At 67.8% G+C, this 13,303-nt stretch carries 8 protein-coding genes; 5 read left to right on the plus strand and 3 right to left on the minus strand.

Going from position 1 to position 13,303, the window contains the following annotated elements; genetic code table 11:
* Position 1: 1 nt before the first annotated feature.
* Together B1A87_RS15115 and B1A87_RS15120 are read right to left on the minus strand one after the other, a co-directional pair.
* A complete protein-coding gene (locus B1A87_RS15115; protein ID WP_078029903.1) occupies positions 2-454 on the minus strand; it encodes a hypothetical protein in 453 nt (150 codons plus the stop codon).
* A complete protein-coding gene (locus tag B1A87_RS15120) occupies positions 451-3,624 on the minus strand; it encodes an efflux RND transporter permease subunit (protein WP_313902480.1) in 3,174 nt (1,057 codons plus the stop codon). The genes B1A87_RS15115 and B1A87_RS15120 overlap by 4 nt, the downstream gene beginning before the upstream one ends.
* A 465-nt stretch (positions 3,625-4,089) precedes the next feature.
* Between B1A87_RS15120 and B1A87_RS15125 the strand changes: the two genes are divergently transcribed.
* The 5 genes from B1A87_RS15125 (at position 4,090) to B1A87_RS15140 (ending at position 12,488) form a co-directional block, all read left to right on the plus strand.
* Positions 4,090-4,758: a DUF4232 domain-containing protein gene (locus tag B1A87_RS15125; RefSeq protein WP_078029901.1), complete on the plus strand. Its 669-nt coding sequence runs from the start codon at positions 4,090-4,092 to the stop codon at positions 4,756-4,758.
* 158 nt (positions 4,759-4,916) lie between these two features.
* Positions 4,917-6,413: an FAD-dependent oxidoreductase gene (locus B1A87_RS15130; RefSeq protein ID WP_078029900.1), complete on the plus strand. Its 1,497-nt coding sequence runs from the start codon at positions 4,917-4,919 to the stop codon at positions 6,411-6,413.
* A 75-nt stretch (positions 6,414-6,488) separates the two neighbouring features.
* On the plus strand, positions 6,489-11,375 hold the full coding sequence (locus B1A87_RS15135) for a DEAD/DEAH box helicase (RefSeq protein ID WP_260680872.1): 4,887 nt from the start codon (positions 6,489-6,491) through the stop codon (positions 11,373-11,375).
* Positions 11,369-11,620 carry a hypothetical protein gene (locus B1A87_RS24065; protein ID WP_260680873.1) on the plus strand — a complete coding sequence of 84 codons (252 nt, stop codon included), beginning with the start codon at positions 11,369-11,371 and terminating at the stop codon, positions 11,618-11,620. Before B1A87_RS15135 ends, B1A87_RS24065 begins: the two co-directional genes overlap by 7 nt.
* Positions 11,613-12,488 carry an Fpg/Nei family DNA glycosylase gene (locus B1A87_RS15140; protein WP_144275833.1) on the plus strand — a complete coding sequence of 292 codons (876 nt, stop codon included), beginning with the start codon at positions 11,613-11,615 and terminating at the stop codon, positions 12,486-12,488. Before B1A87_RS24065 ends, B1A87_RS15140 begins: the two co-directional genes overlap by 8 nt.
* A 101-nt stretch (positions 12,489-12,589) precedes the next feature.
* Here B1A87_RS15140 and B1A87_RS15145 read toward each other — a convergent pair whose 3' ends face one another.
* Positions 12,590-13,246: a YitT family protein gene (locus B1A87_RS15145; RefSeq protein WP_260680874.1), complete on the minus strand. Its 657-nt coding sequence runs from the start codon at positions 13,244-13,246 to the stop codon at positions 12,590-12,592.
* Positions 13,247-13,303 lie beyond the last annotated feature (57 nt).

Here is a 13,303-nt window from a genome sequence, read left to right on the forward strand (position 1 = left end):
GTCAATGCCCCTTCGTACCGAATTCGGCGCCAAACAGTTCCGCTGCGCCCACCGTGACAACATCGGTTCCTGCCGGCGGGCCGGACCGGAGCTGGACCTTGTTGGCGGTGATCCGGTCCACCGTTACAGCGGCCCGGATGTAGACCCGCGGCTCCGGATTCGTGTAGACCCAGGTCTTACCGTTTGCATCGTAAACCAGTGCGCCGTACGGGATTTCCAAGGCGCTGCCGGTGCCCTTGGTGACCTTCGCCGTGGTCACCTCCAGCCTTTCCACAGCCTTGTCTGTCAGCGTCAGCCTGTTCAGATCCGGGCCCGCCTTTTCCATGGTGGCCGCGGCCTGCCCGGCGGGAGCGGCGGCAGTTTTTACCGCCGCACACCCGGAGAGGCCCATTGACGCTGCGAAGACCAGCACGAGAATAGAACGCCAGCCCCCAAAACCACTATTGCTTTTCATGACAATTCCGACCTCTCTGGCAGAACGCGTCCGTTGTTAATCACCAATGAGCTCCCCCAGTCCGTGTTAGCGGCCGGACCAAAACGGAGGAACAGGACGGGCAGGACATAAAGGGTGAGCAGGGCCGACGTGATCAGGCCGCCCCACACGATCAGCGCCAGCGGCAGCAGCATGCCAGAGCCGACTGCCCCGCCAAGCAGGACAAGTGGCACCAATGCCAGCCCTGTAATGACTGCGGACAGAATGGTCGGCACGAGCCGTTCGGACGCTGCGTGTTCCATGTGAGCTGCCGAAGATGCGGCGGGATCCTTGCTCTGCAGGGACTGGTAGGTCCCCATCAGCAGGACGACGTCGCGGATCGCAATGGCCAGGACCGCGGCGAGGGCCACCAGCACGTACACAGAGCCGATTCCGCCCGCTATCTCGGCGGCCACCACACCGCCGGCCAGGGCGACCGGCAACAGCACGAAGGACAGCCCCGCGAGCCGCCAGCTGCCAAGAACCGTGAGGAGAAGGACCAGGACACCCGCAGCGGCTGCTGCTGCAAGCCACCAGATGAGTGCGCCGGCAGCCTGTTGCTCACCGTACTGCGGCGGAATCTCGGCGTGGTATTCCAGCGGGAACTGAAGCGACCGGATCGCTGTCTGGACCTCTGCCTTGACGGCACCAAGATCCCGTCCTTGAATGCTGGCCACAACGTCGAGGCGCCTCGAGGTGTCGTCATGTTGGATCACCGTCTGGTTCGGACGGAGTGTCACCTTGGCAACATCGCCGAGCCGGACATGGCCGCCGTCGGGCTTGTCCACCACCATGTCGGTAACGCTGTTGATGCTGTTGCGCGTGGCCGGCGTTCCCTTGACGATGACCTGGAAGACTTTCTGCTGCTCGAACAGGTAGCCGACTTCAATGCCTTGGAGGACGGTGGCTGCGGCACGCCGGACGTCGCCCGGCTTGATGCCTGCCTTTTGAGCCGCTGCCAGATCCACTTCGATCTCGGCAACAGGCTGGTCAACCGTGACATCCACCCGCGGATCGACGACGCCGTTCGTGCGGGACAGGATCTCGCGGACTTCCTCAGCCTTCTCGCGGAGGATCGCCAGGTCAACACCGTAGACACGTACCGTGAACTGCTGCTCATCGGATACCGTGGCGGCGGCCAGCTGCTGTTCCGGGTAGGTCGTGACAGTGGGCGTGAGGCCCGGATAGCCCTCCACGATTTCCCTGACCTCGGAGCGGACCCTGGTGTAGTTCGCATTGTCATCCATGGTCACCCAGATCTCACTGGAATTGACGTCGGATGATGTGTCTGACGTGATGGCACGACCCACGTGACCGCCGACCGCCGAGACGCCGCGAATTGACCGCAGCTCGTCAGTGGCCCTGGTCATCACCCTGTTCATGACGTCGGTGCCTGTACCGGCGGCGGCATCCCATTGAACGAGGATCGTCCGGTCAGGAACCGAAGCGACCACCGGCAGGTCCCTGGTCAGCCCGGGAACAACCGCAATGGCCGCAATGGCCATGACCGCCGCCGCTCGCGCAAATACGGTGGCCACAGTTCCGGTGAAGGACTTGGTGGACCGACGGTAGCCGAGCTTGAACTTCCGGACGAAGGCTGGCGTGCGCCGCTGCCGACGGTGTCCGCGCAACAGAAGGCTGGCCAGTGCCGGCGTGACTGTCAGCGCCACGAGCATCGCAACAGCCGTAGCCAGCAGGTAGGAGAGCACCAGCGGTTTGAGGAATGCCCCTTGGGCGCCGGGAACAAACAGGGACGGTGCAACGGCCAGCAGGGCGGCAAGGCCGGCGAAGAGAACAGGAACCCGGGAGCGCTGCAGTGCGTGCAGGAGCAGGCCCTCCCTTGCTGCCGGGTCGTCCGTCCTTTCCTGCCGGAAGCTGTAGAGATCCGTGATGACGTCGCCGATGACAACCACCAGGGCGAGTACAAGCCCGGCGAAGGCCATCGTATTAAGCACGGCACCCTGGAACTGCAGCACGAGTGCGGCAGCCATGGCGGCCACCGAAACGGCAACGAAAGCCAGGAGTGCGTAGCGCCAGGACCGGAAGATCAGTCCGACGGCGGCGGTCACTACCAACAGGCTCACCAGCAGCGCCACACCGAGCTTGCCGACGGCCGACTCCACGAAGGATGCCGGACGGAACACGGTGGAGTCCACTGTGATACCGGCGAGGCCTGGGCGGAGTCCGTCCAGGACATCTTCGACGCTCTTGGTGACTTCGCCGACGCTGGTGTCGGGGAACTTCTCGATGACGAGGAGGAGGCCCGGGGACTTGCCCGTGACCGCTTCACCGATCAGCGGCTGGTGATCCTCGCTCAGGGTGGTGACATCGGAGAGTTTCAGCGCCTTGTTCTGGGCTCCCTCGATGCTGACCTTGCCAAGGTCCTCGGGAGTCCTAATGGGAAGGACGTGCTGGATACCGATCCGCTGATTCGCAGACTCCAGGAATCCGCCGGTGCCCGGTGTGGATGCCTCAAGGAAGCTCAGCGGCGAGACCCACACGGCGTTGCCGGCAGTCTCAATCACCTGGTTGAGCGTGACGTTGCTCGCCCGGAGCTTCTCCGGGTCGACCTGCACCTGAAGCTGCTGTTCGCGCTGGCCGAAAATGGACACGTTGGCCACGCCGGGAACACCCATCAGGGCCGGCTTGATGTTCCACCGTGCGAGAACCGACATGTCGATCTGCGACACGTCCTCGGACGTGAGCTGGACCATCATGACGCGGCTCGTTGATGACAGCGGCTGCATCAGCACCGGCGGCGCCGAGACGTTGGGCAGCGCGAAGGCCTGCGTCAGCCTCTCCGCCACCAGCTGCCGTGCGCGGAAAATATCAGTGCCCGGTTCAAAGACCATCTCAATGGACGACAGGCCCGGAACTGACTTTGAGCGGATCTCGTCAAGCCAGGCAACACCGTTGAGTAGGTCAGCCTCCATGGGCGACGTAATGAGCTGTTCGACCTCCACGGCCGACAACCCAAGTGCTTCGGTTTGAATCTCCACGTGTGGCGGGGAGAATTCGGGAAGATTATCCACTGGCATGGTCGGCAGGGTCGTTATTCCGAACCCTAAGATGCCGACTGCAGCGGCCAAAATGATCAAACGAAATTTAAGACTCCAGCGGACGAGCCAACCGGTCATATCCTCAGCCCCCATCGTTATTGGCTCCGGCGGCGTTGCCGGTGCCAATGACTGATGCGCCTATTCAGGAACCCTCCGCAGCGGCGTTGCCGCGGACGGATGCCGAGTTGCCTCCCTCAACCCTGCGTTGCCCCATATATCGAAGGGGCAATGCCGGCGGCGGCTGTATGACTGGCCGTCGCCTGACTATGAGCTATTAGCACCTGTTTGAATTAGATTCATCCAAGTGATGGACAAGTGAGACCAAGTTCATTCTGGCACAGCCAAATCGCCTTATCAACGCAAATTTGGCCCGTAATTCCGCCATTTCTGCGGCAATGCAAGGTTTATCGTTGCATCACGGCCGGAAAATTAGCGGCGCCGCCGAATGACTGCCGACCACCGGGCTCCGGAGGCACCGATGTCACAATCCGGGCACCAAATTCGTCCGGCTGCCGCGCCTTCGTTGACTCCGGCAGGAACGGCCGCAAAGGTAAAGTCATGAGGCTTCAGCGAATCACCAACGGACTGATATGCACGACGGCGGCTGCCGCACTGGCGCTCTTGCTGACCGCCTGCGGCCCCAGCCAGCCGGCCGGGCAGCAGAGCTCGGAACCGGGTACGGGCTCCCCCAGTGCGGACGGCAGCCAGGCTGCCCCCGAAACGTCCCCGCCGTCGTCGTCCTCTTCTTCGGCGGCACCCGCCAATCCGTCAGCCTCACCGCCCTCCGGGCAGGCCACTTCCGGCAGCGTCCAAACGTGTAAAGCGGCCACGCTGAAGGCCACGACGGACGCCACCGGCGGAGGCGCGGCCGGCAGCGTCTACATGGAACTGATCCTGACGAACAGTGGCCCGTCCTCCTGCCACTTGAAGGGCTTCGCCGGCGTCTCGCTGACCAACAGCCCCAACGGCCAGCCGATCGGTGCTCCGGCGCGGCGCGACACGTCGGTTCCAGTCGGCGACGTGCTGCTGGCACCGGGCCAGTCCGGAACGGCCGTGCTCCGCTACACGCAGGCGGGTAACTACCCTGACTGCGTCAAGGCGGCCGCGGCCGGCTTCCGGGTCTACCCGCCCGAAGACACGGCGTCGCTGTTCGTGCCCCGGCCGTCGGATGCCTGCAGCAACGCCTCCATTGAGCTCCTGAGCATCGGGGCGTTCCAGGCGCGCTAGGTTATGCGCGCCGCCGTTCGCCCGTTCCGGCCCCGAGCCTGTTCCGGTCACCCATCCGTCAGTACACTTGCGGTTACTCAGGGTCCTTGCTGACCGCACCGGGCCTATCGCGGGATTGCCCCGCGGACTGAGCACGGGCCGAAGGCGGGTAGATATTCGTGACATCACTCTGGTTGGACCGCACCGATACTTTCACCGGCGACGAGTTCAGCCAGGGGGAAGCCTATGACACCGTGGTGGTCGGCGCCGGCCTGACCGGGCTGGTGACGGCACTCCTGCTGGCCCGTTCAGGCCAGAACGTCCTGGTCCTGGAGGCGCGAAGTCCCGGGGCCGTGGCCACTGGCAACACGACCGCCAAGGTGACCCTGCTGCAGGGAACCGTTCTGTCCGGCCTGCGGCATCAGTATTCCGCGAAGATCGTGGACGCCTATGTGGCAGCCAACCGCGAAGGGCAGGCCTGGCTGCTGCGGTACCTTGAAACCCGCAGGGTGCCGTTCCAGGAACGCGACGCATACACCTACGCCACCACGCCAAAGGGGACTGAGGCGCTTCGCGAGGAGCTCGCCGTCGCCCTCGCCGCCGGCGTCGAGGTGGACTATGTCCGCGATGCCGGGCTGCCTTTCCCGGTGCGCGGGTCCCTGCGCCTCCGCGGGCAGGCGCAGATCAATCCGATGGACGTTGTCCTCGCCCTGGCCGAGGACGTGCGCTCGCACGGCGGCACGATCGTCTCCGGCGTCCGCGTCCAGAACGTCGGCGGCACGGACCCGGCAGTGGTTGAGACGGACCACGGAAGGGTGCATGCCAACGAAGTGGTGCTGGCCACGGGCACGCCCATCCTGAACCGCGGCCTGTACTTCGCCAAACTCAAGCCCAACCGCTCGTACGCCGCGTCCCTGCAATTGCCCGAAGGCGCCGAGCCGCCGGACGGCATGTACCTGTCCGTGGAACAGCCTGTCCGGTCACTGCGGGATTACCCGGCGGACGGGCGGCGCCTGCTGCTGGTGGGCGGCAACGGACACCCCGTGGGCAGGCCGCGGTCCGAACAGGCGCACCTGGACGAACTGCTGGCCTGGGCTGCCTCACATTTTCCGGACGCAGCGGTGACCCACACCTGGTCCGCGCAGGACTACCAGGCCACCAACCTCATGCCGTTCTTTGGAAGATTCCCGCGCGGGCGGGGCCGCATCTACTTCGCCACGGGGTACAACAAGTGGGGCATGACCAACGCGGTGGCCGCGTCCCTTGGCATCACCGCGGACATCCTCGGAGGCCACCTGCCCTGGGCCAACGCCATTCACCGCCGCGTCACGTCCCCTCCCGGCGCGGCATCCGCCGTGGCGCTCAACGCGGACGTTGCCGCGACTGTTGCGAAGGACTGGGCGCGGGCCGGCCTCAGGAAACTGCCCGCGGAATCCGGCACCCCGCCTGCGGAAGGGACGGGCGCCCTGGCCCTGCGGGGCCGCAAACCCATCGCAGCGTCAACCGTGGACGGAACCACGTGCACCCTGTCCGCCGTCTGCACCCACCTCGGCGGGGTGCTCCACTGGAACGACAACGAGAAATCCTGGGACTGCCCGTTGCACGGCTCCCGGTTCAGCCACGACGGGAAGGTCCTCGAGGGGCCGGCCACGCACGACCTACCGCCGGCGGAGTGAGCCGGAGGGGCCGGCCCAGGCCTCTCGGCAGAGGGCGCCGGCAATACTGTCAGTGCTTTGGGGCATGATGGAGGCATGCAGTCGCAGGAGCCCGCCGGCACGCCCGGCGGCACATCTACGGTGGACGCGATGGGCCAGTTCAGCCGGCCCACCCGGGAGTGGTTCCTGGGCGCGTTCGCCGAGCCCACGCCCGCCCAGCAGGGCGCATGGGCAGCCATTTCCTCCGGTTCGCACGCCCTTGTCGTGGCGCCCACGGGCTCCGGTAAAACCCTGGCTGCGTTCCTCTGGGCGCTGGACCGGCTGCTGGTTTCCGGAGCGGCCCTGCCCGCGGAGCTGCCGGGGCTGGAAGACGCTCCCGCCCCAGGTCCCGGCGGTGCCCGGGCGGCCAAACAGCCCCGGGCAAGGAAACCAAAGCGGAAAACCCGCGTACTGTACATTTCGCCGCTCAAGGCGCTCGGCGTCGACGTCGAACGCAACCTCCGATCGCCCCTCATCGGCATCACGCAGACCGCCAAGAGGCTGGACCTGCCGGCCCCGCTGATCACCGTCGGCGTCAGATCGGGCGATACCCCTGCCTCGGACCGCCGCGCCCTGCTGAGCAACCCGCCGGACATCCTCATCACCACCCCGGAGTCGCTGTTCCTCATGCTGACATCCAAGGCGCGGGAAACGCTGAGCGAGGTGGACACCGTCATCGTCGATGAGGTCCACGCCGTCGCCGGCACCAAACGGGGGGCCCACCTCGCGGTCTCCCTGGAGCGCCTTGACGCGTTGCTGCCCAAGCCTGCCCAGCGGATCGGCCTGTCCGCCACGGTGGAGCCGAGGGAGCTCGTGGCGCAGTTCCTGGCCGGTTCGGCTCCGGTCCAGATCGTGGCCCCGCCGTCGCGCAAGAACTGGGACCTCACCGTGTCTGTCCCTGTGGAGGACATGTCCGATCTGCAGGGCGCCGCCGGAGCCTTCGACTCCGGTCCCGCCTCGGGGCTGCAGCCGCAGGCCTCGATCTGGCCGCATGTGGAGGAAAAGATCGTGGACCTGGTGCTGGCCAACCAGTCCACCATCGTCTTCGCCAACTCGCGCCGGCTGGCGGAACGCCTGACCGCGCGGCTCAACGAGATCCACGCCGAGCGCCAGCTCATTGCGGTCGGCGGCGGCTGGGAGGATCCGTCGTCGCCCGCGGCGGGGACACCGCCCACATCCACGGCCACGCCCGCGCACATGATGGCGCAGGCCGGCAGCACGGCGGGCGCTGATCCGTTGTTGGCCAGGGCGCACCACGGCTCGGTGTCCAAGGACCAGCGGGCCATGATCGAGGACGACCTCAAATCGGGGCGGCTGCGCTGCGTGGTGGCGACGTCCTCCCTGGAACTCGGCATCGACATGGGCGCGGTGGACCTTGTGGTGCAGGTGGAATCGCCGCCGTCCGTGGCCAGCGGACTGCAGCGGGTGGGCCGCGCCGGCCACCAGGTGGGCGAAATCTCGCAGGGGTATCTCTTCCCCAAGCATCGCGCCGACCTCGTCCACACCGCCATCACGGTGGAACGCATGCTGGACGGCAAGATCGAGCGCCTCAGCGTCCCGGCCAATCCCCTCGACATCCTGGCCCAGCAGACCGTCGCCGCCACCGCCCTGGGCAGCATCGACGTCGAGGAGTGGTTTTCCACGGTGCGGCGGTCGGCGCCCTTCGCCACGCTCCCCCGCTCCGCTTTTGAAGCCACCCTGGACCTGCTCGCCGGACGCTACCCCTCGGACGAATTCGCCGAACTCCGTCCGCGCATCGTCTGGGACCGCAATGCCGGCACCATCGAAGGCCGGCCGGGGGCGCAGCGCCTGGCCGTCACCTCCGGGGGAACCATCCCGGACCGCGGCCTGTTCGGCGTCTACATCATCGGCACCGAGACGGAGGGGTCGGCCTCCCCTGCCGGAGCACCGGGGGACGGCAAGGCCACCGGTGCCGCGTCGACGGCAAAGGGCGGCCGGCGCGTGGGCGAACTCGATGAGGAGATGGTCTACGAATCCCGCGTAGGCGACATCTTCGCGCTCGGGGCCACGAGCTGGAAAATCGAGGACATCACGCACGACCGCGTGCTCGTCTCGCCGGCCTTCGGCCAGCCCGGAAAGCTCCCGTTCTGGAAGGGCGACTCGCTGGGACGGCCGGTTGACCTGGGCCGCGCCCTGGGCGCCTTTGTGCGCGAACTGTCGGCGTCCGACGTCGGCCCTGCCACCGAACGCTGCAAGGCCAGCGGTCTTGACGACTTCGCCGCCAACAACCTGCTGCAGTATCTCAACGAACAGAAGCTGGCCACGGACGTGGTCCCCAGCGACACCACCCTCGTCGTGGAACGCTTCCACGACGAACTCGGCGACTGGCGGGTCATCCTGCACAGCCCGTTCGGCATGCCCGTCCACGCGCCCTGGGCACTTGCCGTGGGTCAGCGCCTGCACCAGCGCTACGGTCTGGACGGCTCCGCCATGGCGGCCGACGACGGCATCGTGCTGCGCGTCCCCATGATGGAGGACGAACCGCCCGGCGCCGAACTGTTCCTGTTCGACCCCGAGGAGCTGGAGCAGATCGTGACGGCGGAGGTGGGCGGCAGCGCCCTGTTCGCCTCCCGCTTCCGCGAGTGCGCGGCGCGTGCCCTGCTGCTGCCCCGGCAGACCCCCGGAAAGCGGCAGCCGCTGTGGCAGCAGCGCCAGCGGTCCGCCCAGCTGCTGGATGTCGCGCGGAAGTACCCGTCCTTCCCCATCGTGCTGGAAACCGTGCGGGAGTGCCTGCAGGATGTCTACGACCTGCCGGCCCTGAAGGAAATTGCGGCATCCGTGGAACGGCGCGAACTGCGGATCGTGCAGACAACCACGCAGCAGCCGTCGCCCTTCGCGAAGTCGCTGCTCTTTGGCTACGTGGCGCAGTTCCTCTACGAGGGCGACTCCCCGCTGGCCGAGCGCCGTGCCGCCGCCCTCGCCCTGGATTCCACCCTGCTGAACGAGCTCCTTGGCCGGGTGGAGCTTCGGGAACTCCTGGACGCAAGGGTCATCGAAGCCACCGAGCGCGAACTGCAGCGCCTCGCTCCGGACCGGAAAGTCCGCGGCGTCGAGGGGGTTGCCGATCTGCTGCGGCTCCTCGGTCCGCTGGCGCCGACGGAGGTGGCCGAGAGACTCGCCACTGCACCGCCGGTTGAGCCTGCCGAAACCGAAGCCGTCGAAACCACCACATCGCTGGTTGAGCCCGCCGAAACCACCGCGCCGCCGGTTGAGCCTGCCGAAACCGAGGCCGTCGAAGCCGTCGAAACCGAGCCTGCCGAGACGCTCGTGGCGATCGCCGTCGCGCACCTCGTTATGCTGCAACGGGCCAACCGCGCCATCAAGGTGACCATCGGCGGCGTCGATCGGTTCGCTGCAGTGGAAGATGCCGCGCGGCTGCGGGATGCCATCGGCGTCCCCCTTCCCATGGGCGTTCCCCTTGCCTTCATCGAGCCGGTAGCGGATCCTCTGGGGGACCTCGTCTCCCGCTACGCGCGCACCCACGGCCCCTTCACGGCCACGGAAGCCGCGGCCAGGCTGGGACTTGGTGTCGCCGTCGTCGGCACGGCGCTGAAACGCCTCGCCGCGGACGGACGGTTGGTGGAGGGCGAATTCCGGCCCCACACCGAGCCGGCGGCGGGCCATGCTACCTCCGCGGACACCGGCCACGGCGCAGCCACTTCTCCTGTGCCCGAGGCCCCAACATCTGCCGTCCCTGCGTCCGCCACCACTGCCGCCGCCGGCAGCGAGTGGTGCGACGCCGAGGTCCTGCGCAAGCTGCGGCGCCGCTCCCTGGCCGCGCTTCGTGCCGAAGTGGAACCGGTGGACACCGCCGCCTACGGGCGGTTCCTTCCCGCCTGGCAGAACGTCCGCACACCCGGGACCGGGCGCGGGCAGCCTGCGCTGCGCGGCCTGGACGGGGTGGTCACGGCCATCGACCAGCTGTCCGGGGTGCCGGTTCCGGCGTCCGCGTGGGAACCCCTGGTTCTGGCCAGCCGGGTGTCGAACTACCAGCCGGCCATGCTGGACGAGCTCATGGCAGCCGGCGAGGTGCTGTGGTCCGGGGCCGGCTCCCTGCCCGGCAACGACGGCTGGATCAGCCTGCACGTGGCGGACTCGGCCGAGCTGACCCTGAATCCGGCGATTGATTTTGAGCCCGGAGATGCCCAGCAAAGATTGCTGGACTATCTCCAGGCCAACGGCGGGGGCTATTTCTTCCGTCAGCTGACGGAGGTCGCCGGCGGAATGGACGCGGTGCTTGGCGACCAGGAAATCGTGTCGGCGCTGTGGGACCTTGCCTGGGCGGGCCGGGTGACAGGAGACACGTTCGCTCCCGTCCGGGCCCTGATCGCCGGCGGCCACACCGCCCACCGGCAGGTTGCCCGCGCACCGCGCGCCCGTGCCCCGCGGCTGAGCCGGCTGGGGCGCTCGCACGGGACAGGGCTGCTCGGCTCCCCGGGGCTCACTGGCGGGCGGTACGGATCGGTGACCGGTTCGCCGCCCACACCGCCGTTGGCGGCCGGGCGCTGGTCGGCGCTCCCGGCGCCCGAGCTGGACCCCACCATCCACGCCCGCGCCACAGCCGAACTGCTCCTCGACCGGTACGGCGTGGTCACCCGCGGCTCGGTCATGGCCGAGAACATCCTGGGCGGATTCGGACTCATGTACAAGGTGCTGGCCCGGCTGGAGGAGGCCGGACGCTGCCCGGCGCGGCTACTTCGTCGAGCACCTCGGGGCGGCCCAGTTCGCCGTGCCTGCCACGGTGGACCGCCTGCGCTCCTATTCGGGAGGACACGCAGCTGGCCAAACCCGAACCGGTGGCCCTGGCCCTCGCCGCCACGGATCCCGCCAACCCGTACGGCGCCGCCCTGCCGTGGCCCGCGCTCAGCGTCGAGGCCGGCAGCGGCCACCGCCCGGGGCGCAAGGCGGGGGCGCTGGTGGTGATGGTCGACGGCGCGCTGGTGCTTTACGTGGAACGCGGGGGCAAGACCCTGCTCGTCTTCACCGAGGAGGAGCCCGTTCTCGCCGCCGCCGGCGCTGCCCTCGTGGACGTGGTGAAGCGGGGCGCCGTGGACAAACTCGTCATGGAAAAGGTCAACGGACACGGCATCCTCGACACCCCGGTGGCCGCGGCCCTGACCGCGGCCGGGGCCTACTCCACGCCGAAAGGACTGAGAATCCGTGCCTGAGGGTGACTCCGTCTGGCGCGCGGCGAACCAGCTGCACGCCGCCCTTGCCGGGCAAACGCTCCTGGCGTCCGACTTTCGCGTGCCCAGCTTCGCCACCCTTAACCTCCGGGACTGGACCGTCCAGGAGGTCGTGCCGCGGGGAAAGCATCTCCTCATGCGCCTGGTGGGCCCGGCCGACGACCGGCTGACCATCCATTCGCACCTCAAGATGGAAGGCAGCTGGCAGGTCTACCCGCCGGGCGGCCGGTGGCGCAAGCCCGGCTTCACAGCACGGTGCGTCCTCCGCACGGCGGCGGCAGACGCCGTCGGGTTCTCACTTGGCGTGCTGGAGGTCATCAAGACCGCGGACGAGGACAAGGCCGTGGGACATCTCGGGCCGGACCTGCTGGGGCCGGACTGGGATCCCGCCGAGGCCGAGCTCCGCGTGGCATCGGCGCCGGACGTGCCCGTCGGGGTGGCCCTGCTGGACCAGCGCAACCTTGCGGGCATCGGCAACATCTACCGCTGCGAGGTGTGCTTCCTGGCCGGAGTCCACCCGGCATCACCTGTCGCGGCCGTGACGGATCTGCAGGCCGTGTTTGCCGACGCCAAGCAGCTTCTTGAGGCCAACCTCGGACCGGGCCGGCGGACCACCGTACTTAACGCGCGGGGCACTCCCGTGGGCCGGGCGGCCGGGCGTCCCGGCTACTGGGTCTACCGGCGCGAGCACCAGCCTTGCCTGCGCTGCCGGACCCCCATCCGCCGCGGTGTGCTGGGCAAGACGGCGCCCGCAAGGTCGGCCGGTTCGCCGGAGCTGGTCACCGAGGAGCGCGACATCTATTTCTGCCCCAACTGCCAGCCGCTCATCCTGTCTCTTATACACATCTAGATGTGTATAAGAGACAGCTCATCGGTGCCGGCCCGGCCTGACGCGAGGCGCAGGTCCCGTCGCCACGCCCGATGCGCCCCGAAGACGCAGGGCGGCCGCCGCTACGGAGCAGCCACCGGCTCCCCGGTTTCTTCCGCGGCCTCGTTCCCGGACCCGTCCGCACGGACCTGAGCGGGGACGGCCGCCGGGACCATGAAGCGCGGCAACAGGAGCTGGACCAAGGGACCGATGGCCAGTGCGTAGACCACGGTGCCCACGCCCACGGATCCTCCCAGCAGCCAGCCCGCGGCGAGGACCACCACCTCGATCAGCGTCCGGGACACGCGGACGGACCAGCCGGTGCGGCGGGCCAGGCCGGTCATGAGTCCGTCGCGGGCGCCCGGTCCGAAGCGGGCACCGATGTAGCAGGCGGAGGCAACCGCGTTAAGCAGCACGGCGCCTCCCAGCAGGGCGATCTGGCCGCCGAGGTGGGAAAAGGACGGGATCAGGGCCAGCCCGACGTCGGCGAAGACGCCCACCAGGACGGCGTTGCACAGCGTCCCGAACCCGGGCCGCTGGCGCAGCGGAATCCACAGCAGGAGCACGAGGAAGCTGATGATGATCACCACCGCGCCGATGCTCAGCCCGGTTCGTCCCGCCACGCCCTGGTGGAACACGTCCCATGGGTCCAGGCCGAGTCCGGCGCGGATAAACATGGCCAGGGAAATGCCATACATGGCGAGACCGGTGAAGAGCTGTACGAGTCTGCGGATCATCATTGAACCATCCTGCGCCACAACTGGCCTTGTTTTCCATGGCCAGTTTGAGATACTGGC

Origin of the sequence: Arthrobacter sp. KBS0703 (assembly GCF_002008315.2) — a bacterium.
In the GTDB taxonomy this organism is placed as follows: domain Bacteria; phylum Actinomycetota; class Actinomycetes; order Actinomycetales; family Micrococcaceae; genus Arthrobacter.